This window comes from Anaerolineae bacterium (assembly GCA_013178165.1).
Lineage (GTDB): Bacteria > Chloroflexota > Anaerolineae > Aggregatilineales > Ch27 > Ch27.
This window is the reverse complement of record JABLXG010000014.1, coordinates 14,978-40,970: the sequence shown is the minus strand read 5'-3', so window position 1 is coordinate 40,970 and position 25,993 is coordinate 14,978. Positions and strand designations below refer to the sequence as shown.

Here is a 25,993-nt window from a genome sequence, read left to right as displayed (position 1 = left end):
CATCTCGCCTGCCGGATGACCCCGGATGCCGTGCCATTCGGACGATTCCGGAATCGCTCAAAAGGCCACCGCCGCGCCATCCTTGCGCGGGTCGCTGCCGCCCCATAGCACGCCACTGGCCGGATCACGCAGGATGATCTGGCCTCCGCCAAACAATCCCCGCTCCCTGCCGGTTACCGGCACCAGCTGATGCCCCCGCCCGGCCAGGCTAGCCAGTACCTCGAACGGAATGCCTTCTTCCACCGCGATCCTGCCGTCTGGCTCCCCCCCCAGGATGCAGAAGCGGGGACGATCCAGCGCTGCCTGCGGGTCAAGGCCGTCAACAAACAGGGCCACGGCAACTTGCAGATGGCCCTGCGGTTGCATGAACCCACCCATGACGCCAAAAGAGGCGATCAGTTCCCCGTTGCGGGTGGCCATGGCCGGGATGATGGTGTGGTAGGGGCGCTTGCCCGGCTCCAGGCGGTTGGGATGAGATGGCTCCAGCGAGAAGAGCGCGCCGCGATTCTGCAGGGCAATCCCAGCTTCCCGCACAACCAGGCCGCTACCAAAACCCATATACAGGCTGTTGATGAACGAGCAGGCATTGCCCTGCTGATCGACGACGGTCAAATAGACGGTATCGCTGCCGGGAAGCGGGCGGCCAAAAGCGGGTGGTTGCATCGCTAACGCCGGGTTGATCAGGGCGCGGCGGCTGGCGGCGTACGGCTCGCTCAGCAGCGCGTCGAGCGGAGCAGGGGCGAACGCCGGATCGGCCACGTAGTGCCCGGCGTCGGCGAAGGCCAGGCGCATCGCCTCGATCAGCACATGCAGGCGGTCGGCGGGGGCCATGCCGCGCAGGTCGATCCCGCGCACGATATTCAGGGCCAGCAGGGCGGCCAGCCCCTGCCCGTTGGGCGGGCATTCGTACACGCGCACGCCGAAGGCCTCGGTGCTGATCGGCGTTTCCCAGGTGCTCCTGTGCGCCCTCAAATCCTCCACCGCCAGCCGCCCACCGGCAGCCTGCACGCGGGCAGCGATAGCTTCCGCGATCGGCCCTTCATAGAACGCGGCGGGACCGCCTTCAGCAATGGCGCGCAGGGTGCGGGCCAGCGCCGGCAGGCGCACCACGTCGCCGGGGCGCGGCGCGCGACCCTCCGGCAGGAAGTCATGTGGCAGATCCTCCGCCCGGAAGGCGCTGGTGCACCGCTCCCAGCTGTGAGCGATGATCGGGCTGACGGGATAGCCGCGCTCGGCGTAGCGGATCGCTGACTGGAGCACGTCGGCCAGGGTCATGCGGCCATGCCGTTCAAGCAGATCGGCCCAGCCGCGCACGGTGCCGGGCACGGTCACGCTGTGCGGGCTATGCTCCGGGATACGGCTCAGACCTTCGCGGCGAAGATCGTCCAGGGTGAGCGCGGCAGGGGCACGACCGCTGCCGTTCAGGGCGGTGACAGTCCGGCTGGAGGCGTCATAATACAGGGCAAAGCAGTCGCCGCCGACTCCGGTGGACATCGGCTCCACCACATTTAGCGTTGCTGCAACAGCAACAGCGGCATCGGCGGCGTTACCGCCCGCGCGCAGGATCTCCAACCCGGCCTGGGCGGCCAGCGGTTGGCTGGCAGCGACCATAGCGCCGGTGGTCAGCACGGGCGAGCGACGCGAAGTGAAAGCAAATTGATCAGCGGTCATGGGTGATTGATCGGGTTTCACGCAGGTTTCCCGCGGACGGTGCAGATGGCTCCAATCATACTTCATTTGCCGCCCGGACGTTATACTCTGGCGCTGGTTACAGGATGGAAAGGCGGCACGGGTTGTTCCGGAGCCGCGTTTTTCAGGTGAGAGGTGAGAGCCATGGCGTGTTACTGTCAGCAATGCGGCCATCCGACGAGCAGGCGCGAGGATAGTGGCCGCGAGCGCGATGTCTGTCTGGCCTGCGGGTGGGTACAGTACGCGGAGATCGGGGTTGGCGTTGGGGCACTGATTCTGCGGGGCGAACGGGCGCTGCTGGTCGAACGGGGAATCCCACCGGTCGGGCGCTGGACGCTCCCCGGCGGGTGGATCGAGCAGGAGGACACGCTGGCCACGGCGATCATGCGCGAAGTGCAGGAAGAGACTGGCCTGCTCTGCAACCCGGTTGGGGTGATCTGCCTGCGCAATATCCCCCGTCCAGCCCGCAATGATCTGTATGTGTGCCTGCTCTGCACCGTGGATCCGCTGGCGGAACCGGTGGCGGACGGTACGGAAACGCGCCAGGCGCGTTTTGTCGCCCCGGAGGAATTTGACCGCATCGACCTGTCGCCCTTCTCGCGCTATGTTATCGAGCATTATCTGCAGAAGCACCCCCGTCCCTGGCCGCTACTGGAGGATCGGCGGCTGCTGGAGACGTATCCCGGCGCAGCAATCTTTGCCCCGTTTTGATTCCAGGGTGCCGGCTGTGCCGTAGACGACCTCCCCACTGCTTGCCCTACGACCGGAGGGGGGGGGGCGGCGGGTTTTGCCTGTGTCCCGCGGAATTCGCGGTTGTGGGGCAGGGCGCTTTCTGGCATACTCTGAGGCAGAAAAGGGTACAGCAAACGTCATCATTCCCAGGGAAATCTGCAGAGAGGGAGGCCGCAATGGCAGCCTATGAAGTAACCCGGCCCCGGCCCGATGTCGTGCGGGTGGCGTTCCTGCCCGGTTGGGACGCCGAGCGAGATTCCGAGCCGATGTTTCGGGAAGTGCTGGCCAAGCTTGACGAAGCTGATCAGGAGGTCACCCTGCTGATTGTGGCTGGCGAATTCCGCCCCGTCTACGAGGAAAAAGCGCTGCAGCCAGCCCGCGGCATCCTTTACCACGATAACATCAAGAAGATCATTGTGGTGGCCAAACACGCGGATCTGGCGGTTGCGCATATGGGCGCCAGCCGGGGGGAACGGGGCCTTTCACCCATCCCGATGTTCGCCTTTGCTTCCGAAGGGGAAGCGCTGGCCGAGCTGTAGTCCCTCATTCGATCAGCCCGATGGTTGGCACCAGACGCTCGTAAACGATGCCCTGGCGACCCCGCCGGTCGCCAGGGATGTTGTACAGCCCGCCTTCTGCAAATAACTGGACAGAACCGCCACCGTCCAGGTTGATGGCCTGCAGCGCGCCAGCTTCCTGCAATAATCCGGCCAGTTCCAGCAGGGTCGCGCCAGCGCTGTCGATGCCAGGCCGGGCGATGCCCCGGCTGGTACCGGATACAGCAAGGATGACCAGATCGCCGGCAGCGTCAATCCCGATCCCCAGGCGGGCGGCCCGCGTCTGTTCCAGGTCTACCGGAAAGTCCGTTGGGACGATGCCAGGGTGGACTTGTTCCGCATCTTCCACGCTGATCCAGTATTCTTCCCTGGCGAAGATGCTGGCGTCACGCGCGATCTCGCCAGCTGCGATCAGTTGTGGTCCGGCCTGCTGGGCACTGATCATCCCCTCGTGGTGTGGTTGCCAGAAGCTATAGCGCACCTGACCACCGCCGATCAACTCCCGCAGGGCGGCGATATTGGTGCTGAGATCGCCAAGGGCCATCAGCGGCTGGCCATCCCGCCCTGCGGCGAATGAGATCACCAGGCCGTTCTGGGGAATCAGCAGGTTACCGCCGCGTTGCCAGCTGGTGATGGTGCGATCGATGATCGTCAGTTCAAAGCGCCCTTTGCTGACCGGGGTGTAGCCGATGGGATAGCCCACCGTGTCAACCCCGAAGTGGCGGGTGTAGAGGGCTACTGGCATTTCGCCGGGCGGGTTGACGGCAAAAAGCGCTTGGCGCCGACCGGGTTTAACGCCGCTTTTCTCCGGGTAGAGCGTGACTTCGCCGGGCAAGTGCAGACGCACATCTTCCATCCCGATTGTCCCGATCTGCCAGTGCCCGGCTGTGTCGCGCCAGAGTGTTGCGCGGCGGTAGAGCGGGGGGCGGATGATCGTGCTGTTTTCGACGAGTAGTCCATAAGGATCGCCAAGCGCGGAGTGGTGGCTGAGGAGATCATCCCGCTCCAGCAGGAAGAAACTGGAATTGAAGGCCGCCGCCGGATAGTGTGCGCGCACGGCATCCCGGATGTAGCCGCAACGGCCAACCGGCGTGAGATGGAAGAGCGGATCGCAGCCTTCAAAGCCAGTTCGAGCCGGTGGGGTGCTCTGCGGCCCGGTCTCTAGCCACAAACGATTTTCCGCCATCAACCAGTGCAGGATGATCACCGCCCGTTCTTCCCAGCTGGCGTACTGGGCAGGCACACTGGCGTACCAGTCGCCCGTCCGCCAGCGCAGCCATCCCCGGCGCAGCAATTCCCGCAGGAAGTAGGTGATGAAGGCGTTGGCGCTGAGGAAGTGTTCGCCCTCTTCGCTGATCGTGTTCAGGGTTGGGAACATGCGCTGGACATGGTGGTCGTTTTCCAGGCAAGCCCAGGCAACTACTTCTGGCGCCTGTTCGCCACGGATACGCGCCTTGCTGTAGCGAAAGTAGGCAGCATCGCGCAGACGGATGCGTGCCGGGCTGGGACTGAGATCGCTGAAGCGCAGTCTGCCCGCCGGGCAACGCACGATGCTGACGTCGGCCCACTGGCCGTCAGCGTGGGTGATCCGCGTTTGCTCATATGTGATATCAGGCATGGGGCGCTCTTGCCTTCCAGAGGCCGAAGATCAGCGTTGCCGCCAGAAACACATCGTTCTGCCCGGCCCTGAGGAATCGTTGTGCTGGCAAGCGATGCAGAAGGTGCCGCAGGACCTGCTGATTAGATCGCCTGCATTATAGCCCGTCCGGCGGAGCCAGTGTCAATTGCCGAACATAATGTCTTGAACGGGTCATCCGGCGCATGGGTAGAGCAGAGCGCGTTAGCGGCGCGGTTTACCAGGCCGGACGGCGGATGGTGCGCACGCGATGGCTGAGGATGTGGATCGTCTCATCCGGGATGATGCTCAGCAGCGAACAGTACAGCCGCCAGTTGTCCCGTTCGCTGGTCATATACAGGATGGACTGGCCGGGGACCGGAGTGGCGGCAATGGCGAAGCCGATGTGCCGACCGCGGACAATCTCCAGGCCGCGCATGATCAGGCGCGGGTCAAAGTAGTAGCGTTTCTCGTCGCCCAGCGTGATCGGCTGACCATCGATCTTGAAGTGGCCGGGCGCAAAATCGATCACGATGGCCAGTTGCCGCCGGTCGAATTCCTCGATCGCTTCCAGCCGCCCCAGGTTGGCAATCGCCAGGTGGACGGCATCGGCGATTGCCACAAACGTTTGCCGTTCCACCGTCTCTTCTGGCGCCTGGGCCATCTGCTCAAAGAACGCCGGGGCCGGGAAGCTGACCGCCTGCCAGCGCCACTGCAGGATGTATTCGCCCTGCGTGTCCTGAACTGTCACGGCGACATGGTTACGGTTGGTGCGCACCCAAAGACCGGTGAATTCGTACGCTTTGTGGCCGGTGAGCGTGCTGGCGATGAAGGGCGGGATGAGAAAGAAGCGGTACGGTGCGCCGGTCTGCTCCACCCATTCCCAGCCAGCCACAAACCGCTGGTCGTTGACCACGGCAAAACGGATGGATTCGGGCGTGATTACGCACAGGATCGGGCCATCCGTCCAGCTCTGTGCCCAGCCAAGCCCCTGACGGACAACCCGGGGATTCAATGAAAGCGGCTCGTTCATCGGATCATCATTTCTGTCTGGCGACTCCTTTACCCAGTATAGCGGACTCTGGCAGGTGAAGGAAAATGCGACACAGCGCCAGCCGGCCCGCCGCATAACGTCACTTGTCAGCAGCCTCTGCCGTGCTTAGAATTGGGGCAAACTGGCGTCAGGTGATGGCAGACCTCGTAAAGCGACCTGAACGCCAGGACCTGGATCAAGGAGCCACCATGTCCGCGCACAGGATCTGTGTTGTCTGCGGACACGCCAATCTTGACCGCGCGACGTACTGCTTCCAGTGCGGCACTGCGCTAGAGGGGCAGCCCGCCGCGACCCCTCGGGCGCGCCGTCGCAGCCAGCGGATCCTGCGGGCGATGCGTTCCGCCGAGGAAGGCGAAGCTTGGGCGCATATCGAGGGCGAAACGCCGGGGACGGCCCTCCTTTCGCGCCAGCGGTTGCAGGAGCCAGTGACCTGTCTTTCCTGCGGGACGTTCAACCGCCCTGCCGCCCGTTACTGTGTCGCCTGCGGCAGTCCCCTGATTGTGCCGGATGAAGAATCGCAGCTGATCGCCTGTGTCAGCGCCCGTACCGATATTGGCCGCCTGCGCGAAAATAACGAAGATTCCATCGGTCTGTGGGCGATCAAGGGGATTTTGCTGGCGCTGGTCGCTGATGGGATGGGGGGCGCAGCGGGCGGAGAAGAAGCCAGCCGCCTGACGGTGGAGGCCGTACAGGCGGATTTTGTTGGCGAGGAGCGTGGCGGCAACAGCCTGCTCAGCCTGGCCGAGGAACTGATCAGCCAGAAACTGGCTGCGGCCATCCAGGCGGCTAACCTGGCCGTGATCGATCGCGTCGGCGAAGATGCAACACTGCGCGGGATGGGCACCACCGCCACGCTGGCCTACGTGCATGGGCGGCGGGCGCTGGTGGCCCATGTCGGCGATAGCCGCGCTTACCTGGTGGATGGCGAGGAAGGCTGGATCAACCAGATCACGTCTGACCATAGTTTTGTAGAAGCGCTGCTTTCCGCTGGGCACATCACCGAGGAGCAGGCCATACAGCATCCGATGCGCAATGTACTCTACCGGGCGCTGGGTCAGACCCCCGACACCACCGCCGATATGTACGACCGTTACCTCAAGGCTGGCGATCGGATCGTCCTATGCACCGATGGGCTAACCCGCCATGTCCGCCCGGATGAGATCGCCCGGCTGGTGCTGGCAGATAACGACCCGGAAGCGGCGACCCGCCGACTGATCGACCTGGCCAATGAACGCGGCGGCGAGGATAACATCTCGGTGGTGGTGATCCAGCTCATGTCTGTCCGGGACAGTGCTGCGGATACACCAGCGCCATCGCTGGCAGCCGCCGGGCAGCCTGCTGTGTCGCTGGATGAACAGGCCCGCGAAGGTTCCAGCGAGTCCTCTGCCGGCGAAGCGTCATCCGCACGGGATACTATCGAATTACCACGCCCGGCCTCAACGAAGCGGCGGAAGCGCCGGAGCCGTCCTGCCGATTAGTACATCGGAAGGGGACGCAAAGCATGTTCACGTTGACCGATCAGGTGGTTGTCGTTACCGGTGCGACAGGCAACCTGGGCAGCGCCACGGTCAGGGCGCTGCAACAGGCTGGGGCGCGGTTGGCTCTGGTCGATCGCTCCATCGACGCCAGCTTTGACCAGCACTTCCCGGCGCTCGCCGGGATGCCGGAGCGCTACCTCCCGCTGAAGGCTGACCTGACTGATGAGGCGGAAGTTGAGGCGATGGTCGAGCGCACGCTGGCGCACTTCGGGGTGATCGACGGGCTGGTTAACATTGCCGGCGGTTACCGCGGTGGGACGCCTGTTCACGAGACGGACCCTGCCACGCTGCAATTCCTGTTTGACCTGAATGTGCGGACGATGTTCCTGGCTAGCCGGGCTGTTCTGCCCCACATGATCGCCCGCCGGAAGGGCCGGATTGTCAGCGTGAGCGCCCGCGCTGCGCTGCAGGGTAGCCGGAACATGGCGGCTTACAGCCTGGCCAAGGCGGCGGTCGTCCGTCTGACGGAAAGCATGGCCGCTGAGGTCAGGCAGTACGGGGTCAACGTCAACGCCGTTTTGCCGGGGACGATTGACACCCCCCAGAATCGGGCCGACATGCCACAGGCCGATTTCTCCCGCTGGGTCGCGCCGGAGGCGCTGGCAGACGTGATTCTGTTCCTGCTTTCAGAGGCGGCGCGGGCGATTCATGGCGCGGCCATCCCGGTATACGGCCTGTCATGAGGACGCTGGCTTCGGGTACAATTGCCGGGCGGCGCACTGCGCCATGCCTTGCCAGTTGATCGTGAGTGAACGGGGAGAACCTGATGACCATATTGCATGCTCTGGCTGCTTTGGGCCAGTCAATCTGGTACGACAATATCCGCCGCGGCCTGCTGGACTCAGGGGAATTCCAGGCCCTGCTGGACGAGGGTGTTCTGGGGGTGACTTCTAATCCGACTATCTTTGAGAAGGCGATCGCCCAGAGCAGCGACTACGACGAAGCAATGCAGGCCCTGATTACCAGCGGCGCGAGCGTGAACGATATTTACGAGGCGCTGGCGATTGAGGACATCAAGCGGGCGGCGGATATGTTGCGCCCGATCTACGATCGGACTGACGGCCTGGACGGGTATGTCAGTCTGGAGGTCAGCCCGTTGCTCGCCCATGACACGGCGGAAACAGTGGCACAGGCGCGTCGCCTGTTTCGCACGCTGGGGCGCCCGAACGTTATGATCAAAGTCCCGGCTACACCGGCCGGTATACCCGCCATCAAGACCCTGATCGGCGAGGGCATCAATATCAACGTCACCCTGATCTTCTCGCTGAGCCAGTACGAAGCCGTGACCGGCGCTTATCTGGATGGTCTGGAGGCCCTGGTCGCTGCTGGCGGCGATCCCCATCGCGTTGCTTCGGTAGCGTCGTTTTTTGTCAGTCGCGTGGATACCAAGGTGGATAAATTGCTGGAAGCCAGAGGCGCGACATCGCTGTTGGGGAAGACGGCTATCGCCAACTCCAAGGTGGTCTACGCACGCTTCAAGGAAATCTTTGCCGGACCGCGCTGGCAGGCGCTGACTAACCGGGGAGCGCGTGTGCAACGCCCGTTGTGGGCCAGTACCAGCACCAAGAACCCGGCTTACCCGGATACGATGTATGTGGATGAACTGATCGGCCCGCACACGGTCAACACCGTGCCGCCGGCTACGCTGGACGCCATCCTCGATCATGGCCGCGCGGCGCTGACGCTGGAGGCGGATCTTGAGGCGGCGCGGGCGCAACTGGCGGCGCTGGCCGATCTGGGTATCGACCTGGAAGCCGCCACACAGGAATTGCAGGACGAGGGCGTGGAAGCCTTTGCCCGATCGTTTGAGAGTCTGCTGGCGAGCGTGGAAGCCAAGCGGGCGCAACTCCTGGAGAGGGGCGCATGAGCACGCCGGGCGCTTACCAAACCGATGTTGAGAATGCGCTGACCGGATTGCGGGCGGCGCGGGTTGTCGCCCGCCTCTGGGCGCACGATCATACGGTCTGGAAGCCGGACCCGACCGAAATCACCAACCGGTTGGGCTGGCTGCACCTGCCGGAAACCATGCGTCCGCAACTGGCGGACATCGCTGATTTTGTCGCGGAGGTTCGCGCTGCCGGGTACACCCAGGCCCTGCTGCTGGGGATGGGTGGTTCCAGCCTGGCCCCGGAGCTTTTCAGCCGGGCGCTGGGCGATTCCGGCGGTGGGCTACGGCTGGAGGTGCTGGATAGCACCGATCCGGGTGCGGTCGTTGCCAGGACACAGGCCTGCGATCCCCGCCGGACGCTGTATATTGTCTCCACCAAGTCGGGCGGGACGGTGGAGACGCTTTCGTTCTTCAAGTATTGCTACAACCTTGTCGCGGCGGAAGTGGGGCCGGAACAGGCCGGGCAGCACTTCATTGTCATCACCGATCCGGGCAGCACGCTGGAAGCGCTGGCCTGCGATTACCGCTTCCGCCGGACGTTTCTCAACGATCCCACTATCGGCGGGCGTTATTCGGCACTGTCCCTGTTCGGCTTGATCCCGGCGGCGCTGGTCGGCGCGGATGTCGCGCGGCTGCTAGACCGCGCCGGGGAGATGGCTGAGTCCTGCCGCAATCCGGATGTCACCGCCAATCCCGGCGCCTACCTGGGGGCGGTGATGGGGGCATTGGCCAGGGCAGGCCGCGACAAGCTCACCCTGGCGCTGCCCCCGGCAATCGCCAGCCTGGGCGACTGGATCGAGCAACTCGTGGCAGAAAGCACCGGCAAGGACGGGGTTGGCATTCTGCCGGTGGTGGGTGAACCGCTGGATGCTCCGGAGACTTACGGCGCGGATCGCCTGTTTGTTGCTGTGACCCTGGACGGAGACGCCGGGTCAAGCACGGCGCTGAGCGCACTGGAAGCTGCCGGGCATCCTGTTGTCCGGCTGGCGATGAGTGACCGCTACGATCTGGGCCAGCAGTTCATGCTATGGGAGTTTGCCACTGCCGTCGCCGGGCATCTGCTGGGCATTAACCCATTTGACCAGCCTGATGTAGAAGCAGCCAAAGTCCTGGCACGGCAGGCGGTGGACGCTTTTAGAACGACCGGACGCCTGCCAGAAGTCCCGGCTATGCCTCCGCGCCCCGCAGACCTGAGGGGTTTTCTGGCTTCAGGCCGACCGGGTGATTACATCGCCCTGCAGGCGTATCTGACACCGAGCGGGGAGATCGGGGCTGCCTTGCAGGCGCTGCAGGGCCAGTTGCGGCGGGAAACCGGCCTGGCGGTGACCGTCGGCTACGGGCCGCGCTTCCTGCATTCGACGGGGCAGCTGCACAAGGGCGATGGTGGGCGCGGGCTGTTCATCCAGCTGGTAGGGGCCAGCGAGCCGGACGTCCTGATCCCGGATGTGGCCGGACAGCCCGGCGGGAGTCTTTCCTTCGGCACGCTGATTCGGGCGCAGGCTAACGGCGACTATGGCGCGTTACAGAAAGCCGGTCGGCGGGTGGCGCGCTTCGATCTCGGCGCGGACGTCATTGGGGGGCTACGAAGCCTGCTGGCCCAGGCGTAATTGTGCGCTGGTAGTAGTAGACCGGTTTCGCAGGCGCCCGACCCTCAGTCGAGCGCCTGCGCTGGTTACTGGCTGCGCGCCAGGCGTGTCAGACGGCGCACGAGGGGGAGCATCTCCAGTGGGGCGGCACTGTCTGTGAAGCGCACAGTATGCGCTTCGCCGTCCTCCGGGGTGACGGTCAGCCGGTATTGGAAGTAATCCATGCCGGGCGTGGATGCCATCAGTTCCTCAGGCAGAGCGAAGAAGTTAGCTTCGGCGAGCAGGTTGTGAATGGCCTCTGCTTCCTCTGGCGGCAGATCAGCCGTGTCCATCTCCGCGAAGATGCGTAACCCCATGAATCCACCCGTGCGCTCAAACTCAATCTTCATGGCGGCCCTCCGGCCTGCATCACAGGTGAAAGGTCTTTTCTAGCTCCGTCGGCCCATCAACAGATTGATCAGCGTCTGGCGGCAGCCGGCAGGTTCTTCGGTGGGCGGAGTAGTTGGCGGCTCGGTATCGGTCGACACATTGATGCCAACTTCCTGCCAGCCGGTCCTGACGGCCTGTTGCTCCAGGCTGCCGCTGCCATAGAGCGAAGCGGCGACCTGGTAGGTCAGGTTGGCTACCGCCTGAAAGTCGGATTTGGCGCTCAATTTGTCCCGCTGTGTGATGTACCAGATATAGCCCGCTTTTTCCCAGGCAAAGCCGCCCAGTTCCCTGGCGGTGACATAGAAAGCGTGGTTGGGAATGCCGGAATTGATGTGTACCCCACCGTTGTCGTAGGAGACGTTTTTGTACTGGTTCATGTGGGCCGGCTGGGGGTCCTTGCCCAGCACCGGGTCATCGTAGGCAGTACCCGGCGCCTTGAGCGAACGGATACCGACACCGCTGACATTGGCGGTGAACAGCCCAGCGCCGATGATCCAGTCCGCCTGGTCGGCGGTGTGGCGGAGCAGGTACTGCTTGGTCAGCGCCCCGAACACATCGGAGAGCGACTCGTTCAACGCGCCCGGCTGCTCAAAGTAATTCAGGCGCGATTCATACTGCGTCATGCCGTGAGTTAGCTCATGGGCGATGATGTCCACGGCAGCCGTGAAGCGGTTGAACAATCGCATGTTCTCCGGCAGGTCTTCGTCGCCATCGCCATAGACCATCTGCTTGCCGTTCCAGAAGGCGTTGTCATAGCCGATGCCAAAATGCACGGTCGACAGCAGCGCCATCCCTTGGCCGTCAATTGAATCCCGGCCATAAGCCTGCCGGTAGAACTCATAGGTTGTGCCCGCGCCGTCATATGCCTCATCCACAGCCGGATCGCCGGTGGGCGGATCGCCTTCGCCACGGGCCAGAGAGCCGGGTAGTTCGGTGGTATACCGCGCGTTGAACACGGAGCGGTTCAGTCCCCCACCGGTGACCATGCTCAAACCCATGACAGCGAATTGCTGGGTAGCCAGCCGCTGCCCGCGGAATTGCTCGGATTGGGTCAGCGTGCCGATTGCCCAGGTACGCTGTTCGTCGGTGCCATTCTGTGCGATATTCTGCAGCATATGTGGCGGCACGATACACTGGATCGGGAAGTGCGGGCCGGTGTGCATCACGGTTTTCCTTTCCTGGGAGAACAGGAAAATCTGTGTTTCCCACTGTTGCTGGCGATGTCCTGCCCCCTACGCGCATTATAGCACGACCGACCGGCGGGCTGTGCGCCAGGGGGAGCGCCTGGGGCGTATCATCGGGCGGCTTGTGTGTTACAATCGCCGGGAAGCGCCGGTTCGCCGGCCAGCCGGGGACGGCCCCCGGCGATGGTGAGGAAGGGCTTCTGTCAGGAAGGCGCAGCATAATAGATGGAGATCGCGGAACTCAAGCGTCAGGCGGCAGAACGTGCGGTGGACTTCGTTGAATCGGGCATGGTTGTCGGGCTGGGGGAGGGCAGCACGGCGATTTTCGCGATCCGCCGGATCGGGCAACTGATCGCTGCTGGCGCGTTAACGGATATTCTAGGCGTGCCCTGCTCCCGCAACGTTGAAGAAACGGCGCGCGCTCTGGGCATTCCCTTGACTACCCTCGATGATCATCCGGCCATTGATCTGACGATCGATGGCGCCGATGAGGTTGACCCGGCCCTTAATCTGATCAAGGGCGGCGGCGGGGCGCTGTTGCGGGAGAAAATGGTCGCTCAGGCCAGCCGGCGGGAGATCATCGTGGTCGATCACTCCAAGCTTTCGGCGGCACTGGGCATCCGCTGGCCGTTGCCGATTGAGGTGCTGGAATTCGGCTGGAAGGCTCAACTGCGCTTCCTGGAAGGGCTGGGTGGCCAGCCAGTGCTGCGCTGCCGGGCTGACGGTTCGCCCTACCGGACGGATCAGGGCGGCTTCATTCTGGACACGCGCTTTGGCCCGATCGCCGATCCCTGGGCACTGGCGGCACAACTGGATGCACGGGCAGGGATCATCGGGCATGGATTGTTCCTGGGCCTGGCAACCGATCTGATTGTGGCCAGCCCGGATGGCGTCCGGCACGTACGGCGCTCGTGAGGTGAGGTCCATGAGCGAGAATACCACTATCGTTATCTTTGGTGCGTCGGGTGACCTGACCAGCCGCAAACTGGTCCCGGCGTTGTTACACCTGTACTGCAAAGGTCGCTTGCCGAAGGACATCAGGGTGATTGGTTCGGCACGGCGGCCCTGGAGCGATGACCAGTTCCGGCAAACGCTGCGCGAGCACGCCGAGCAGTTCATGGGGGCGGCGTTTGACCCGGCGCTGTGGCCATCGTTTGCTGACCGGCTATTCTATGTCCCCGGCAGTCTGAATGAGCTGGATGACTTCAGGAAGCTGGATCGCACCCTGGTCAGGCTGGAGGGCGGGCCAGCCAACCGGTTGTACTACCTTTCGGTCGGCCCGGAACTCTACGAGGCGGCCATCCGCAACCTGGCGGAAGCGGATATGGCCCGCGAGCGGGATGGCTGCTGGCGGCGGGTGGTGATCGAGAAGCCGTTCGGCCAGGATCGTGCCTCAGCGCGGGCGCTGAACAACGTTGTGCATGCCGCGTTTGAAGAACATCAGGTGTACCGGATTGATCACTACCTGGGCAAGGAAACAGCCCAGAACATCCTGTTCCTGCGCTTTGCCAACACCATTTTTGAGCCGGTCTGGAACCGACGCTATGTTGACCATGTGCAGATTTCAGTGACGGAAACGGTTGATGTCGGGCACCGCGCCGGGTACTACGATGGCTCCGGTGTGCTGCGCGACATGTTCCAGAACCACCTGCTGCAACTGTTGTCGCTGGTGGCAATGGAACCGCCGGCCTCCTTTGAGGCGGACGCCGTGCGCAACGAAAAGGCCAAGGTGTTGAGCGCCATCCGGCCAATTAACCTGGCGGATACCATCCGCGCCCAGTACCGCGGCTACCGCGACGCTGAGGGTGTGGCGCCAGATTCACGGACTCCGACCTACGCGGCGCTCAGGCTGTATATCGACAACTGGCGCTGGAAGGGCGTGCCGTTCTATCTGCGGTCGGGCAAGGCGCTCCGGGCCAAGGCCAGCCAGATCAGCATCCAGTTTCAGCGCCCGCCGCACGTCATGTTTGATCTGCCGCCGGACTTCAAGTTGACCCCCAACATCCTGGCTATGTGCATCCAACCCGATGAAGGCGTGCATCTGAAGTTTCAGGTCAAGGTGCCCGATTCGGCGCAGGCGATGCGTCCGGTGGACATGGAATTTCACTATCAGACGGCTTTCAACGGCGAGTCGTTGCCTGACGCCTACGAACGGCTGCTGCTGGACGCCCTGCAGGGGGATGCTTCCCTGTTTGCCCGCAGCGACGAGATCGAACTGGCCTGGGGTATCATTGATCCGGTGATTCAGGGCTGGGAGGCTTCGCCGGAAATCTCGCCCCTCCTGACGTACAAACCGGGCACCTGGGGGCCGGAGCAGGCTGACGCCTTTATAGCAGCCGAAGATCGCCGCTGGTGGCACGGCTGCGGGGATCCTATGAGCAAGGATGAAGCATGAGCACGATACGCACCTTCTCTAACCCGGCGGAACTGGCTGAAGCGGCAGCGCAGCATGTAGTCGCCAAGGCCCAGGAAGCGATAGCGGCGCGTGGTCGGTTTGTGCTGGCGCTTTCCGGTGGCAGTACTCCGGCGGCGGTGTACTCCCGCCTGGCTGAACCGGACATGATCGATCAGCTGGACTGGCTGGTGACGCATGTGTTCTGGGGCGATGAGCGTGCGGTGCCGCCGACCCACGAAGATAGCAACTACCGGATGGCCTGCGACACTCTGCTGGATCATGTGCCGATTCCCCCGCAGAATATCCACCGTATCAGCGGCGAGATGCCCCCGGCGGCGGCAGCTGCCGAGTACGAGGCCAAGCTGCGCGATTTCTTCAAGGCTGTGCTGGGGGACCGCCAGCAGCTTCTGCCGCGCTTTGACCTCGTTCTGCTGGGTATGGGCGAGGACGGGCACACGGCCTCGCTGTTCCCCGGCGCACCAGCCATCCGCGAAGAGCGACGCTGGGTGGCGGCATACCATGTTGACAGCCTGAAGGCCTGGCGGATCACATTGACGCCGGTTGCTATCAATGCCGCCCACCAGGTGACCTTCCTGGTGACCGGCGCGGAGAAAGCGGCGCGTCTGCGCCAGGTGCTCTATGGCCCTTACCAGCCGACGGTGCTGCCTGCTCAGATCGTCCGCCCGGACAAGGGCCGTCTGCTCTGGATGATTGACGAGGCCGCCGCCGGGAGTCTATAGCCGGGCACACAGATGCAGGGCCGGCCCCTGACCGGTGACCAGCACTCCCCACTGCCACAGGTCAACCGTGGCCGCAATCTGTGGCATGTGCTGCACTGCACGCCAGGCGCGGGCCATCTCCGGCGAGCTGTGAATGCCGGTCAGGATGATCAGGGCGCCGGGGCGGGTGCGGCGCTTGATCTGCGCCACCGTGCGCAGAATCGCATCATGATCGCGCAGACCGTCGATGAAGGCCATGTTGAGCGGCGCAATGTCTTTGAGCGCCGCTTCCAGCGTTAGTGCCACCTCGCCGGTGCGCACATCCGCGATATCTTTGAAGCCTAACCGGTAGAAGTTGTTGCGGGCATAGTTGGCGCGGTCAGCCTCCTGTTCCAGGGTGATCAGCAGGCAGGTGCGCACCGGATAGTTCTCCAGCAGGCCACGGGCCAGGTACAGGCCGGAGATTCCGTAGCCGGTCCCTACTTCTAGGATGCGCTGTGCGCCGCTGTAACGGGTCAGACCGTGCAGGAAGGCGCCCCAGCGCGGGCGCACACTCAAGCGGCGACCGATCAGGCCGACCGGTGGCCGCAGCGGTTCATCTGGCAGGGGGGTATCGTCGGCGTACAGGATGGAGCGCAGCGCTTCGATGTCCTCAAAGCGTGAGTGGTGGCGGCGATACTGCCGCGCCCACTCCAGCGCTCGCGGGATGTGCGCCAGGCCGGGCCGCGCATCCCAGAGCGTGGGCTTCAGACGCAGACGCAGGGCACACAGACCATGCCACAGGCGCAGGGGATGCAGCCGGGTATACAGGATGCGGGCGACTTCCTGGCGCGGGAAGTAAAGGCGCAACAGACGCACGCCCGCTTTTCCCCCGCGCCATAGCCGGGCGATCTGCTGTTCCAGAGTCACGATACCCCGTGCGCCCCGTGTCCACAGTTGCCAGATGTTGCGCGGCAGATGGATGATGAACCGGATCAGGTGCAGCGGCAGGCTGAGCAGGAAACGCAGCAGATGGAACGGCGCAAGCAAGACTCGGCGGATGATGCCCCGGCAGCCGGGCCATCGCCTGCCGCCTGTGCTGACCGGAGGACGATAGGACGCCTGGGCCATCGCGGGCTGCCTCTAGCCAAAACGCCGGTTGACGTTCAGGCGCTGGTTGAACACGGTCAGCAGATCAGCGGCGGATTGCACGATGATCAGATCGTACCAGATGGTCGGCCAGCGATCGCGGATGGTGGCGTTCATGGCTTCTGCCTGGTCAGGCGTGGCGATGACGGTCACAGCAAGCGTCTTGTCGTAGGGCAATTCGGCGATCAGCGCGGGCGAATCCAGAAGCACCGGGGCAAAACGCAACCAGTACTGCTCCGCTGCCTGAAAAAACCACTCCGGATCGATACCCGGCGCGAGGATGATGAAGTGGTAGTCCGGGCCGCCATGAACCGGGCCAGGGCCTTCCGGCAGCGGGGTAGCGACCGCATTGGGCTGGAGTGGGCTGGACCATACGGTGCCACCCGTATCCAGTGGGGGCACTTCTTTTAGCGGAGCAGGGAGGCCCGCCAGGCGCTGGACAGCGGGCGCGACGCCATGCGGGCTTTCCCAGTAGGCGTCTTCTTTCCAGAGCGTGACGCCAAACATCCAGGGAGGGGCGGCGCTACTGGCGAGCCAGTCGAACATAGCGGCGGTGGCTTCGGCGTGGCTCTGCCAGGTCACACCGGGATAGCGTGCGTCATCGACGCGCGTCCCGTCGCCCGGCCCTGGCCAGGGCCAGATCCCGCCTTCGGTACCCACAACAGGCACCACCCCGCCGCCGAAGTAATCGCGCAGCAACTCCATGAAGGCGTGGCCGACGCTGGTCAGGCCGTTTGGGTCACCGTAAGGGGTGCGCGGCGTGTTGCCCCACACTGTGCGGCCGGGATCGTCGGCCTGACCGATTGGGTCATAAGGATATTCAAAGTGCCAGCCGCCCTGGGCCGCATTCTGCTGTTCCGGCGGGCGGGCGCTGAGCGGGCCGCCGCCGGGGATCTCCTGATAGAAGTGGTTGTAGAGGTATGGGTGGGTGGCCAGCCAGAGTCCGTTGCCCAGGATGCGGCGGAAGCGTGCGGCATGGACATCGCGCAGGTAGATCATCATGTTGCGCAACCAGCCGGTGGTGTGATGAGGCGGGCTATCGCTTTCCGCCAGGGCGATGAACGCCGGGTAGCCGCCCATTTCGATCACCCGCTCGGCCCATTCCACCCAGTGATCCATGAGCGGGGCAATGTACACGCTGACGTTGTTGGGGTCGAGCGTCGATCCAAGCGGAGCGGGCCATTCGTTGCCCAGGTTTGGCTCGTTCCATAGCTCAAACCAGCGTGCGCCCGCCTGAATGTAGCGGGCGATGTCGGCGTAGATCTGCGCGTCGGCGGCGCGGCTACCCCAGCCGGCACGGTAGACACGGATGATCGGCGTGATGCCCGCCGCCAGCAGCTCCGGGATGTTAGGCACAAACTCGTGATCGGCGGAGACCAGCTTTACCCAGCCAGCTTTGATCTCCCGGTAGCGCCGCAGATCGTAGCGAAAGACCCCGGTGTTATGCATGCCGCGCGGGTTGCGCGACCACTGGTACTCGTCAAGACGCATGGTCAGGCCACCTGTTCAGCCAAGCGGGATTGGTCCCGGAGTGCGGGTAGACTGGATGCCCGGATCAGCCGGCATCTGGGGTACGCCGAAGCGCTGGTTGAACTCCACCCGCGCATTCAAGGTGATCTGGAGGTCGGTCGGCGTGTCGTAGACCAGCGGATCCAGTGTCACCGTTGGCAACTGCGCTTCAGCTGTCGCGCGGACGGCGGCGGCCGTGTCGCGGCGCATAGCGAGCGTCACTACCACGACGCGCCCCTCAGCCGCCGCATAGCCGACCAGGGCAAAGTCTTCCGGCGTACGCATCCCATACAGGATCGGACGGTAGGCGGCCCAGTAGCGGCGAGCTGCCCGGAAGATCCAGTTGTCCAAGCCGGGTGCGAAGATGAGGAAATGATAGTCCGGGTTGGCCGGGAAAGATGGCATGGTCACCCTGATCGGTTTGGTGAATTAATCCGGTGCTATTGTAGCCCTGGATGGGTCGCTGATGCCAAGTTCTGCCTTCTGGTGTGGCCCGTCCGGCGGGCAAGCGCAGCGCTCAGCACAGCGGCGCCAAACAGCCACCAGAATGCTTCCAGCGGGAACAGGTAGCGCGGGATGGCGCTCAATGCCAGGTGAATTCCCAGGAAGTAGAGGAACAGCCCATATAGCGGCCACAGGGCGTGCCAGCGGCGCAGGTTAAGCGCCAGGCCCAGCATGCCCAGCAGCAGCCCCGCGTAATGGAAGAGGTACAGCAGTAGCTTGGGCCAGAACTGCTCCGCCCGGGTCAGGCCGAGCAAACCGCCGGGCGAGCGATCCGCGCGCAACCAGTCAAGGGCCAGCGCTTTCAGACTCGGACCCGCGTAGAAGTTGGTATTGTGTGGCTGGAGCAGCGCGCTGAGCAGTTCACCAGTGCGTTTTGCGGCGTAGCCCAGCGGGTCGTCAAAGACGGCCTGGCGGAAGCCATCCAGGTAGGCCTGCTGGCGGACGGCCGGGTCATCTGCCGCCGGGTCTACGCCCAGTGCGGCATCAACCTGGTCGGGAGCCTGCCAGCCGGTCGCCCCGATGTAGAGCATGGCCGTCAATCCCTCGCCGGTCAGCGTCAGACGATCCCAGACTACCAGGTTGTAAAGCGTCCACGGGGAGATGGTCAGGAAGAAGGCCAGTAGCAGGGCTGCGCCATACCTGGCCGCACGGCGCAGACCGTGCCGGAGCGCCAGATCAACGATCAGCAGCGCCGGTATCGCCAGCTGGACGGCGCGGGTCAGCGCCCCCAGCGCCAGCAACGCCCCGGTTGCCAGCATCAAGCGTTGGTCAGGATTTGCAGCGCGTTCAAGCCATAGCGCCAGTGCCCAGGTCAGCAGAAAGATAGCTGTGGTTTCGGTGGTCAGGTTGCCTGCTTCCACAATGAACGCCGGGTTGACCGCCAGCAGCGCGGCAGCCAGGAGACCGGCGCCCTCCGACCAGCCAGCCCGCCCGATACGGTAGATCATCAGGATGGTGAGCGTCCCCAGGATCACACCCAGCAGGCGGATCACGGGCTGGCTGCTGTCCACCGCGTTTGCGAAGATCGTCTGGCCGATCTCCCCGGCATAGCCGGCGATGAGCAGGAAGAGCGGGCCGGTCGGCGGCGGACCGTCCGTCCGGCCAGTGGTGATCAAAGTCTGTCCCTCGCGGGCGTACCAGCTGTAGTCGCTGCCGCTGACGTCCGGGTCAAAGGGGTAGCTCAGCACATGCACCAGGCGCAGGATCAGCGCCAGCGCGAGGATCACCGCCAGCCGCAGGCGTACTGACTTCAACACCTTGCTCAACTGATCACGTCTCATCCGGTTGTCGCCGTCTTTCTGTTATACTCGTGGCGCGTTTATACCTGAGGACGAGGTATCTCACAAGAACAGTATGATCGGACAGATTCCCCGCCATCAGCTCCGGTGGCTGGTTCTTCTGCTGGTGTCTGGCGTGGCCCTGCTGACCCGGCTGGCGTTGCTTACCCAGATCGAGCATCCCGGTCTGTGGGACCCCACCCATTATTACTTGCTGGGCCGGAACCTGCTGCAGGGGAAAGGTTTCACCATCGATTACATCTGGCATTACCTGAACGGGCCGCCTGCCGGGGTGAGCCACCCGATTGACTACTGGATGCCGCTGCCGGGTATTCTGGCAGCCCTGGGCATGGCTCTCGGTGGCGATTCTGTTCAGGCTGCGATCCTGCCGTTTGCTCTGCTGGGTGCAGTACAGGCAGCGCTGGCAGTATGGCTGGCGGATCAGCTTGACCTGCCGCTCTCCGCCCGGATTCTCGCCGGGCTGGGAACGGCCTTCCTGCCGGACCTGCTGATCGCTTCGCTGCACACGGATACAACCGTCCCGTTCAGTGTGCTGGCCATGCTCGGCCTGATAGCTATGTGGCGCGGCCTGATGTCTGACGGACGCTGGCTGTGGCTCAGCGGCATGTGCAGCGGGCTGGCCCTCCTGACGCGCAACGATGGCCTGCTGCTCCTGCCGGTCTTTATCCTCAGCGCCGGGATCGCTGCTCTGCGAGGTCACCGCGTGCGGCTCTGGCATTATGCAGGTTTCGGGTTGGCCTTTCTGCTGGTCGTTGCGCCGTGGGTAGTGCGCAATGTGCAGGTTCTTGGTATGGCGTGGCCGGGTGGTGCGATCAGCACCGCTTTTACCCGTCACTCTGAAGAGCTGTATGTATATGCTACGCCTTTGACACTTGAGCGTTATCTGGCGGTGGGTCTGGGCAATATGATACAGAAGCGGCTCTTTGAACTGACGGCGAGTCTGAAGTTGATGGCGGCAGTGACCGGCCAGTTCTTTGGTGCCGCGATCGGTGGTCTGGGGTTGCTGCTGGGCTGGGCCTGGTGGAAACGTGGTCGAGAAGGTGATGCGGAAAGCCAGGCGGCGGCTTCGTTGGCGAACCGGCTGTTCTGGCCATTGTTACCGGCGCTGCTGCTGGTGCTCGGCGGCTGGCTCTTTTACGGTCTGGTGACGCCGATACATAGCCAGGGAGGAAGCTTCAAAAAGCTTTATCTGGGTGTGTTGCCGTTGCTGATGGTTGGCGGCGCAGCGGTGGTGACACACTTTGTGCGCCCGCGCGTCGTCCAGTGGGCGCTGAGCGTGCTGGTGATCCTGATGCTGCTGCCGGGCGCCTTTGATATCGTGCGCGATGACTTGAATCTGAACCGGAACTACGCCAGCACGATCTATGGCATTGGGGATGTACTCGCTGATCTCCAGGCTGGCATGGATCGCGAGTTGATCCTGATGACCCGCGATCCCTGGTCAATCAATTACCTGCTCGGCTACCGGACGGTAATGGTTCCGGAAGAAGACCTGGAGACGATCCTGGCTGTCGCTGACCGGTACGGCGTGACCCACATACTGCTGCCCGTGCCACGGGCGGCCCTGGAAGGCATTTACGCGGGGACTGCCGCCCACCCCCGCCTGCAGCTGGCCGCGTCAGTTCCCGATACGATCTACCGCATCTACGCTGTGCTGCCGCCACCCTGATCGCTCACAGGATATCCAGTGGATCGATGTCCAGGTGCCAGCCCTTGGCCAGGCTGATACCCGCAAAGATCGGGATGGGGTCAGCGGAGCGGACCAGCACATGCCAGCGGTAAGCGCCTTCCAGCTTGCTGAAGAAACAGGGCGCCGGCCCAACCAGGGTTGTGGCTTCCAGCTTCAATTCCCGGATGCGGTTCTGCAGGTAGCGGGCGGCGTCTTCCGCCTCGCGCTGGGTCTCCGGGGCGCTGCGGCCACGGATGAGCAGGCGGACCAGGCGCCGGAAAGGGGGGTAGCCCAGTTCCCGGCGCTGCTCCAGTTCGCTGGCGTAGAAAGCCTCGTAGTCATGAGCGGCGGCGGCGCTGATGGCCAGATCATCAGGGCGATAGGTCTGGATGATGCCATGTCCGGGCTGTAAACCACGCCCGGCACGCCCAACGACCTGGGTCAACAGCTGGAAGGTGCGTTCCCGCGCACGGAAGTCTGGCAGGGCCAGCCCTACATCGGCGTTGAGCACACCGACCAACGTCACGCCCGGCAGGTCTAGCCCTTTGGCGATCATCTGGGTGCCGATTAGTACGCTGGCCTCCCGGCGGGCAAAGCGTTGCAGGATGGCGTCATGTTCGCGGTGGTGGCTGGCCGTATCACGATCCCAGCGGATGGAAACTGCAGCCGGTAGCAGCTTGCCCAGTTCCGCCTGGACGGCCTCTGTGCCCGCGCCAAAGTGCCTGATCCGGCGGCTGCCGCAGGCGGGGCAGGCGGCGGGAATGGGCCGCCGAAACCCGCAGTGATGGCAGCGCAATGCCTCTCCAGCCTGGTGGTAGGTCAGGGGCATCTCGCAGCGCGGGCAGGCGGCGACATAGCCGCAATCCCGGCAGAACACATAGCTGGCCGTGCCCCGCCGGTTGAGAAACAGGATGGCCTGCTCGCCGCGAGCGAAAGTTGCCCTGAGCGCTTCCTGCAGCGCCCGACTGAACATGGAGGTATTGCCTGCCCGTAACTCTGCCCGCATATCGACGATGTCGACTTCCGGCAGGTCAACGGTCAGGGCGCTGCCAGGATCAGCGGGGTGATACAGGGCCGGGCCGCCCCCGGTCGGAGTCTCCAGTATGCGCTGGCGGTGACCCGCCACCCGCACCGGCAGAATGATCCGCTGGTACAAACCGCGCCGGGCGGCATACATACTTTCGATGGATGGGGTGGCGCTGCCAAGGATCACAATACCCCGGCTACGGCGAGTCAGTTCGATGGCTGCTTCGCGGGCATGGTAGTAGGGCGGCGGCAGCGGCGGTGACTGCTTGTAGCTCTGATCGTGCTCCTCATCCAGGATGACCAGCCCCAGGTCAGGCAGGGGGGTGAACAGGGCTGAGCGCGTGCCGACGATCACCTTGAGTTCTCCGGCGCGCGCCCGGCGCCAGGTATCGAAACGTTCGCCGGGCGTCAGATCACTGTGAATCACGGCGACCTGGCCGGGGAAGCGGGCAGCAAACCGTCCAACGGTCTGCGGGGTCAGGGCGATTTCGGGCACCAGCACGATCGCCTCACGGCCATGGGCCAGGGTGTGCTCCACCGCGCGCAGATAGACTTCGGTCTTGCCGGAGCCGGTGACGCCATGCAGCAGGAAGACATGCGGCTCATCCGGGGTAGGGGAGACGCCCTCCCATTTGAGAGCGTCCATGTGCTCGCGCAGGCGTTCCCAGGCGGCCTGCTGATCGGGGGTCAGCGTTGGCGCGACGGTCGGCGCAAAGTCGCGCCCGGCCAGCGGATCGCGCCACTCTTCGTTTTCCGCGAGGACGATCAACCCGTCCTCTTCCAATTCTTTGAGCAGGTTCAGGCTGGCGCCTGTCTGGGCATAGATCCAGTTGATCTTGACCGGCTGGCCTTCACGGGCCAGCAAGCGCAGCACGCTCAACGCCTTGATCCCACCGCGTAGCGCGATCAGGCGGGCCATCAGCGCAGCGGGATCGGGTTGTCCGTCAGGCAGCAGATAGCGGGCGGAAAGCGCCACGGTAGCCGGTTGATCTTCGGCCCGGATTAACCCTTTTTCCAGCAAGGTGCGGGCGATGGCGCTGTCCAGGGCTTGCGCTGGCAGGGCGCCTCCCGCCGCCAGCAATGCTTCTAACGCCTGTTTCTGCCGCGTTGCCCGGTCAAATTCACCTTCCGCCAGCTGCTGGGCCATGCGCTCATTGGGTACGGTCAGTTCCAGCCAGGTGCTGGGAGGAGTGAGCGTGATGTCCCCCGCGGCGGCCAGTGTGCGCAGGATTTGCTCGGAACAGCCGGCGGCCCGGCACACACTGGCGACAGTTGGTTGGCGTACCGGCGAGGCCAGCAGGACTTCCAGGACACTGGCACGGCGGCTTTCGCGGCCCAGCCGCGTGGCAATCGCCTCAATGCGCTCAGCGGGGATCGCCAGTCGGGCCGTGCGCACCTTGCGCGGCTGGACACGGGGTGGGGCCAGCACGACTTCGCGGTGAATCAGTTCGTGGCGTGCCAGGCTTTCCGCGGCCTGTTGCCAGTTGTGGCCGCGCATGGCCTGGTTAAGCTGGCGTCCACGCAGCGGCCCGCGCCGCGCCAGCAGGCGCAGGAGCAATGTGGCTTCCTCACTGAGGTCACCCAGCGCTTCACCGGCGTTGGCGATCACCCATTTTCCGGCTTCGGTCAGGCTGAGCTGGATATCGGACTGCCCGGCGATTCCGGGTGGCAGGAAGAGCCACAGGCAGGTTCCCAGCGGGGCTAGCGTTGTCTCGCTCAACCAGCGGGCGAGCTGGAGATGGGGCATCCCCAGGGCCGGCGTCGAATCCAGCAACTCTTTGATCGGCTTGGTTTCGGCGACCGGGCTGTGCTGGGAGAGAGTAAGCACAATGCCCGGCTGATCGGCTGTGCCGAAGGCAACACGCACCAGATGCCCCGGCTGAATCTTACCGGCAAGCTGGACCGGGATGTGGTAGTGAAAAGTGCTGTGCACCGGGACGTTGACGGCAACTTCAGCGTACATGCGGCGATCTAACCAGAATATCCGGCATGAAACGGCCTCGCATGCCTGCAGGCCGTCCGTCCGGCAAGCGATGTGGCCATCAACAAGCGTTCAATTAGCCCGCGCAAAGAAGACTCCTGCCCCATAACCGACGACATGTCGGTAGTCGCCGGCGGTGTCACCTGAGGTGGCATAGTGCAGGATGGATGCTGAATCGGCGCCCAGATCGCGGGCTGCCCACATGACTGCCGCAATCGCGGCGCGCCCACAGGCCCCCTCACCGGGCTGGCCGCCCTCCTGAAGGACGCCGCGCGGGTCGAAATTGCGCACATGGGCCAGCGTAGCCTGGTCGAGCCGCTGAGCCATCTGCTGTGGGAAGAAGTGAGACAGGTCTGAGCTAGCCACCAGCAGCGCACGTCGATCCTTGAGAACGCGGGCCAGGGCATGACCCAGTTGCTCGATCAGGTCTTCCGTCTGGTGGATGATCATGATCGGCAGGATGGCGAATGGGTGTGGCAGGACGCGCTGCAGGAAGGGTAATTCGATCTCAATGGCATGCTCCTGGTCGCCCCGGACAGCCGCCAGCGGCACGATTTCTGCCAGTGTGTGCAGAGTCTTCCGGTCCACAGGCACGATGCCCAGCGGCGTCTCATAGGCGTCATGGGCAGTGGTGGCAAAGGGACTGTCATAAAGCTGATAGGGGGGGCGGTGATAGGGGCACAGGATGGCGACGACTTCCGGCTGGAGATCGCCCACCAGCTTGAAGGCATAGCCGGCGACCGGCCCGGAATAACGCAGGCCCGCGTGTGGGGCCAGCAGGCCGATGATGCGACCCTCTGGGGCGGCGGGTTTAGCCTGAGCCAGGAATCCATCAACCATCTGGCGCAGGGCCTGCGCATCAGCGGGGTACCAGGTTCCGGCCAGAGGGGATGGTCTGACATCTTTGATCGTTGCCGCCATAGCGTATTCTCCACGTCTCCGATCGACCAGCCTGTTATCCTGATTATACAGCAGGTGCGTCGCCCCGGGCGCCCGATCGGGAGTGGATAAATTCAAGGGCATATGAAATCTCGGACATGGGCCGGATGGGTTGGGAACTGGCGTTTGTAGCGTTGGCGGCGGTTCCAGGCATACACAAAGAGCTTGATAGCGGTGCGCAGTGCCTGAATACACCGCGAGAAACAACGCGACTTGCGGGCGAGCCGTGCCAGATAATGGCGCAGTTCAGCGTTGTCAGCCTCTACCGAACAGGTCTGGCTCTTATCGACCACGGCCACGTGCTGGCCGGGGGTGTAAATCAGGGTCTCATAGAGCGTATAGCCATCGGAGTAGTAGCGTGTCGCCTGGGGACTGCGGTCCAGCATGGCTTGCAGGGCTTCGGGCGTGCGCGGAGAGGCCACCGCCCAGCCGACAATGCAGCGACTGGCTCGGTCGACCTGGGTCAGGATGTAGGCTTCGGTTTTTTTCTGCCCGACAAAGGTGAACAACTCATCTAACCCGGGTCGTTGGGCTGCGGAGGACGCTCCGGAAG

The 25,993-nt window shown here is 63.9% G+C and carries 22 protein-coding genes; 10 read left to right on the top strand and 12 right to left on the bottom strand.

The window, feature by feature from the left end:
- Nucleotides 1-57: 57 nt before the first annotated feature.
- Nucleotides 58-1,671 (bottom strand): gamma-glutamyltransferase family protein, encoded by a 1,614-nt coding sequence (locus tag HPY64_10455; protein ID NPV67555.1) that lies wholly within the window; start codon nucleotides 1,669-1,671, stop codon nucleotides 58-60.
- A gap of 162 nt (nucleotides 1,672-1,833) precedes the next feature.
- Here HPY64_10455 and HPY64_10450 point away from each other — a divergent pair, with 162 nt between their 5' ends.
- Entirely contained in the window at nucleotides 1,834-2,400 is a 567-nt protein-coding gene (locus HPY64_10450) for an NUDIX hydrolase (GenBank protein ID NPV67554.1), read from the top strand.
- Between the two features lie 197 nt (nucleotides 2,401-2,597).
- Complete coding sequence (locus HPY64_10445; protein ID NPV67553.1) at nucleotides 2,598-2,960, top strand: hypothetical protein; 363 nt, start codon at nucleotides 2,598-2,600, stop codon at nucleotides 2,958-2,960.
- A 4-nt stretch (nucleotides 2,961-2,964) separates the two neighbouring features.
- Here HPY64_10445 and HPY64_10440 read toward each other — a convergent pair whose 3' ends face one another.
- Together HPY64_10440 and HPY64_10435 are read right to left on the bottom strand one after the other, a co-directional pair.
- A complete protein-coding gene (locus HPY64_10440; GenBank protein ID NPV67552.1) occupies nucleotides 2,965-4,596 on the bottom strand; it encodes a phosphodiester glycosidase family protein in 1,632 nt (543 codons plus the stop codon).
- 235 nt (nucleotides 4,597-4,831) lie between these two features.
- Nucleotides 4,832-5,626, bottom strand: coding sequence for a hypothetical protein (locus HPY64_10435; GenBank protein NPV67551.1), 795 nt, complete (start codon nucleotides 5,624-5,626; stop codon nucleotides 4,832-4,834).
- 209 nt (nucleotides 5,627-5,835) lie between these two features.
- Between HPY64_10435 and HPY64_10430 the strand changes: the two genes are divergently transcribed.
- The 4 genes from HPY64_10430 to HPY64_10415 all read left to right on the top strand — a co-directional run bounded on the left by HPY64_10430 (nucleotide 5,836) and on the right by HPY64_10415 (nucleotide 10,680).
- Nucleotides 5,836-7,125, top strand: a complete 1,290-nt coding sequence (locus HPY64_10430) for a Stp1/IreP family PP2C-type Ser/Thr phosphatase (GenBank protein NPV67550.1) — start codon at nucleotides 5,836-5,838, stop codon at nucleotides 7,123-7,125.
- A gap of 23 nt (nucleotides 7,126-7,148) precedes the next feature.
- Nucleotides 7,149-7,868, top strand: coding sequence for an SDR family oxidoreductase (locus HPY64_10425; protein ID NPV67549.1), 720 nt, complete (start codon nucleotides 7,149-7,151; stop codon nucleotides 7,866-7,868).
- 83 nt (nucleotides 7,869-7,951) lie between these two features.
- On the top strand, nucleotides 7,952-9,052 hold the full coding sequence (gene tal / locus HPY64_10420) for a transaldolase (protein ID NPV67548.1): 1,101 nt from the start codon (nucleotides 7,952-7,954) through the stop codon (nucleotides 9,050-9,052).
- Nucleotides 9,049-10,680: a glucose-6-phosphate isomerase gene (locus HPY64_10415; protein ID NPV67547.1), complete on the top strand. Its 1,632-nt coding sequence runs from the start codon at nucleotides 9,049-9,051 to the stop codon at nucleotides 10,678-10,680. Before tal ends, HPY64_10415 begins: the two co-directional genes overlap by 4 nt.
- Nucleotides 10,681-10,745: 65 nt before the next feature.
- On the opposite strand, the gene HPY64_10410 is transcribed toward HPY64_10415, so the two are convergent.
- Together HPY64_10410 and HPY64_10405 are read right to left on the bottom strand one after the other, a co-directional pair.
- Entirely contained in the window at nucleotides 10,746-11,048 is a 303-nt protein-coding gene (locus HPY64_10410) for a hypothetical protein (protein ID NPV67546.1), read from the bottom strand.
- A gap of 39 nt (nucleotides 11,049-11,087) precedes the next feature.
- Nucleotides 11,088-12,251: a peptidase M4 family protein gene (locus HPY64_10405; protein NPV67545.1), complete on the bottom strand. Its 1,164-nt coding sequence runs from the start codon at nucleotides 12,249-12,251 to the stop codon at nucleotides 11,088-11,090.
- A 246-nt stretch (nucleotides 12,252-12,497) separates the two neighbouring features.
- Here HPY64_10405 and rpiA point away from each other — a divergent pair, with 246 nt between their 5' ends.
- The 3 genes from rpiA to pgl are packed head-to-tail and all read left to right on the top strand — an operon-like array spanning nucleotide 12,498 to nucleotide 15,407.
- A complete protein-coding gene (gene rpiA, locus HPY64_10400; protein NPV67544.1) occupies nucleotides 12,498-13,187 on the top strand; it encodes a ribose-5-phosphate isomerase RpiA in 690 nt (229 codons plus the stop codon).
- Between the two features lie 10 nt (nucleotides 13,188-13,197).
- A complete protein-coding gene (zwf, locus tag HPY64_10395; protein ID NPV67543.1) occupies nucleotides 13,198-14,667 on the top strand; it encodes a glucose-6-phosphate dehydrogenase in 1,470 nt (489 codons plus the stop codon).
- On the top strand, nucleotides 14,664-15,407 hold the full coding sequence (gene pgl, locus HPY64_10390; GenBank protein NPV67542.1) for a 6-phosphogluconolactonase: 744 nt from the start codon (nucleotides 14,664-14,666) through the stop codon (nucleotides 15,405-15,407). Before zwf ends, pgl begins: the two co-directional genes overlap by 4 nt.
- Here the strand turns inward: pgl and HPY64_10385 are convergent.
- Genes HPY64_10385 through HPY64_10370 form a run of 4 tightly spaced genes read right to left on the bottom strand, consistent with a single transcriptional unit; the run spans nucleotide 15,402 to nucleotide 19,807 of the window.
- Nucleotides 15,402-16,496, bottom strand: a complete 1,095-nt coding sequence (locus tag HPY64_10385) for a hypothetical protein (protein ID NPV67541.1) — start codon at nucleotides 16,494-16,496, stop codon at nucleotides 15,402-15,404. The two genes, pgl and HPY64_10385, sit on opposite strands and share 6 nt — an antisense overlap.
- A gap of 12 nt (nucleotides 16,497-16,508) precedes the next feature.
- Nucleotides 16,509-18,005 carry a hypothetical protein gene (locus HPY64_10380; protein ID NPV67540.1) on the bottom strand — a complete coding sequence of 499 codons (1,497 nt, stop codon included), beginning with the start codon at nucleotides 18,003-18,005 and terminating at the stop codon, nucleotides 16,509-16,511.
- 15 nt (nucleotides 18,006-18,020) lie between these two features.
- Nucleotides 18,021-18,428 (bottom strand): hypothetical protein, encoded by a 408-nt coding sequence (locus HPY64_10375; protein NPV67539.1) that lies wholly within the window; start codon nucleotides 18,426-18,428, stop codon nucleotides 18,021-18,023.
- Nucleotides 18,429-18,463: 35 nt separating this feature from the next.
- The gene (locus HPY64_10370; protein NPV67538.1) at nucleotides 18,464-19,807 is read right to left on the bottom strand and encodes a phospholipid carrier-dependent glycosyltransferase; all 1,344 of its coding nucleotides are present in this window, start codon (nucleotides 19,805-19,807) and stop codon (nucleotides 18,464-18,466) included.
- Between the two features lie 73 nt (nucleotides 19,808-19,880).
- On the opposite strand from HPY64_10370, the gene HPY64_10365 reads away from it, so the two are divergent.
- The gene (locus HPY64_10365) at nucleotides 19,881-21,494 is read left to right on the top strand and encodes a hypothetical protein (GenBank protein ID NPV67537.1); all 1,614 of its coding nucleotides are present in this window, start codon (nucleotides 19,881-19,883) and stop codon (nucleotides 21,492-21,494) included.
- A 4-nt stretch (nucleotides 21,495-21,498) separates the two neighbouring features.
- Here the strand turns inward: HPY64_10365 and priA are convergent, their stop codons facing one another.
- The 3 genes from priA to HPY64_10350 form a co-directional block, all read right to left on the bottom strand.
- The gene (priA, locus tag HPY64_10360; protein ID NPV67536.1) at nucleotides 21,499-24,483 is read right to left on the bottom strand and encodes a primosomal protein N'; all 2,985 of its coding nucleotides are present in this window, start codon (nucleotides 24,481-24,483) and stop codon (nucleotides 21,499-21,501) included.
- 90 nt (nucleotides 24,484-24,573) lie between these two features.
- Nucleotides 24,574-25,422: an AmmeMemoRadiSam system protein B gene (gene amrB / locus HPY64_10355; GenBank protein NPV67535.1), complete on the bottom strand. Its 849-nt coding sequence runs from the start codon at nucleotides 25,420-25,422 to the stop codon at nucleotides 24,574-24,576.
- A 92-nt stretch (nucleotides 25,423-25,514) separates the two neighbouring features.
- Nucleotides 25,515-25,949, bottom strand: a complete 435-nt coding sequence (locus HPY64_10350) for an IS1 family transposase (protein ID NPV67534.1) — start codon at nucleotides 25,947-25,949, stop codon at nucleotides 25,515-25,517.
- Between the last annotated feature and the right edge of the window lie 44 nt (nucleotides 25,950-25,993).

What these genes read in the sequence shown, in the direction of transcription:
- HPY64_10455 (NPV67555.1), bottom strand. Translation starts at nt 1,671, where the DNA reads ATGACCGCTGATCAATTTGCTTTCACTTCGCGTCGCTCGCCCGTGCTG.
- HPY64_10450 (NPV67554.1), top strand. Translation starts at nt 1,834, where the DNA reads ATGGCGTGTTACTGTCAGCAATGCGGCCATCCGACGAGCAGGCGCGAG.
- HPY64_10445 (NPV67553.1), top strand. Translation starts at nt 2,598, where the DNA reads ATGGCAGCCTATGAAGTAACCCGGCCCCGGCCCGATGTCGTGCGGGTG.
- HPY64_10440 (NPV67552.1), bottom strand. Translation starts at nt 4,596, where the DNA reads ATGCCTGATATCACATATGAGCAAACGCGGATCACCCACGCTGACGGC.
- HPY64_10435 (NPV67551.1), bottom strand. Translation starts at nt 5,626, where the DNA reads ATGAACGAGCCGCTTTCATTGAATCCCCGGGTTGTCCGTCAGGGGCTT.
- HPY64_10430 (NPV67550.1), top strand. Translation starts at nt 5,836, where the DNA reads ATGTCCGCGCACAGGATCTGTGTTGTCTGCGGACACGCCAATCTTGAC.
- HPY64_10425 (NPV67549.1), top strand. Translation starts at nt 7,149, where the DNA reads ATGTTCACGTTGACCGATCAGGTGGTTGTCGTTACCGGTGCGACAGGC.
- tal (NPV67548.1), top strand. Translation starts at nt 7,952, where the DNA reads ATGACCATATTGCATGCTCTGGCTGCTTTGGGCCAGTCAATCTGGTAC.
- HPY64_10415 (NPV67547.1), top strand. Translation starts at nt 9,049, where the DNA reads ATGAGCACGCCGGGCGCTTACCAAACCGATGTTGAGAATGCGCTGACC.
- HPY64_10410 (NPV67546.1), bottom strand. Translation starts at nt 11,048, where the DNA reads ATGAAGATTGAGTTTGAGCGCACGGGTGGATTCATGGGGTTACGCATC.
- HPY64_10405 (NPV67545.1), bottom strand. Translation starts at nt 12,251, where the DNA reads ATGCACACCGGCCCGCACTTCCCGATCCAGTGTATCGTGCCGCCACAT.
- rpiA (NPV67544.1), top strand. Translation starts at nt 12,498, where the DNA reads ATGGAGATCGCGGAACTCAAGCGTCAGGCGGCAGAACGTGCGGTGGAC.
- zwf (NPV67543.1), top strand. Translation starts at nt 13,198, where the DNA reads ATGAGCGAGAATACCACTATCGTTATCTTTGGTGCGTCGGGTGACCTG.
- pgl (NPV67542.1), top strand. Translation starts at nt 14,664, where the DNA reads ATGAGCACGATACGCACCTTCTCTAACCCGGCGGAACTGGCTGAAGCG.
- HPY64_10385 (NPV67541.1), bottom strand. Translation starts at nt 16,496, where the DNA reads ATGGCCCAGGCGTCCTATCGTCCTCCGGTCAGCACAGGCGGCAGGCGA.
- HPY64_10380 (NPV67540.1), bottom strand. Translation starts at nt 18,005, where the DNA reads ATGCGTCTTGACGAGTACCAGTGGTCGCGCAACCCGCGCGGCATGCAT.
- HPY64_10375 (NPV67539.1), bottom strand. Translation starts at nt 18,428, where the DNA reads ATGCCATCTTTCCCGGCCAACCCGGACTATCATTTCCTCATCTTCGCA.
- HPY64_10370 (NPV67538.1), bottom strand. Translation starts at nt 19,807, where the DNA reads ATGAGACGTGATCAGTTGAGCAAGGTGTTGAAGTCAGTACGCCTGCGG.
- HPY64_10365 (NPV67537.1), top strand. Translation starts at nt 19,881, where the DNA reads ATGATCGGACAGATTCCCCGCCATCAGCTCCGGTGGCTGGTTCTTCTG.
- priA (NPV67536.1), bottom strand. Translation starts at nt 24,483, where the DNA reads ATGTACGCTGAAGTTGCCGTCAACGTCCCGGTGCACAGCACTTTTCAC.
- amrB (NPV67535.1), bottom strand. Translation starts at nt 25,422, where the DNA reads ATGGCGGCAACGATCAAAGATGTCAGACCATCCCCTCTGGCCGGAACC.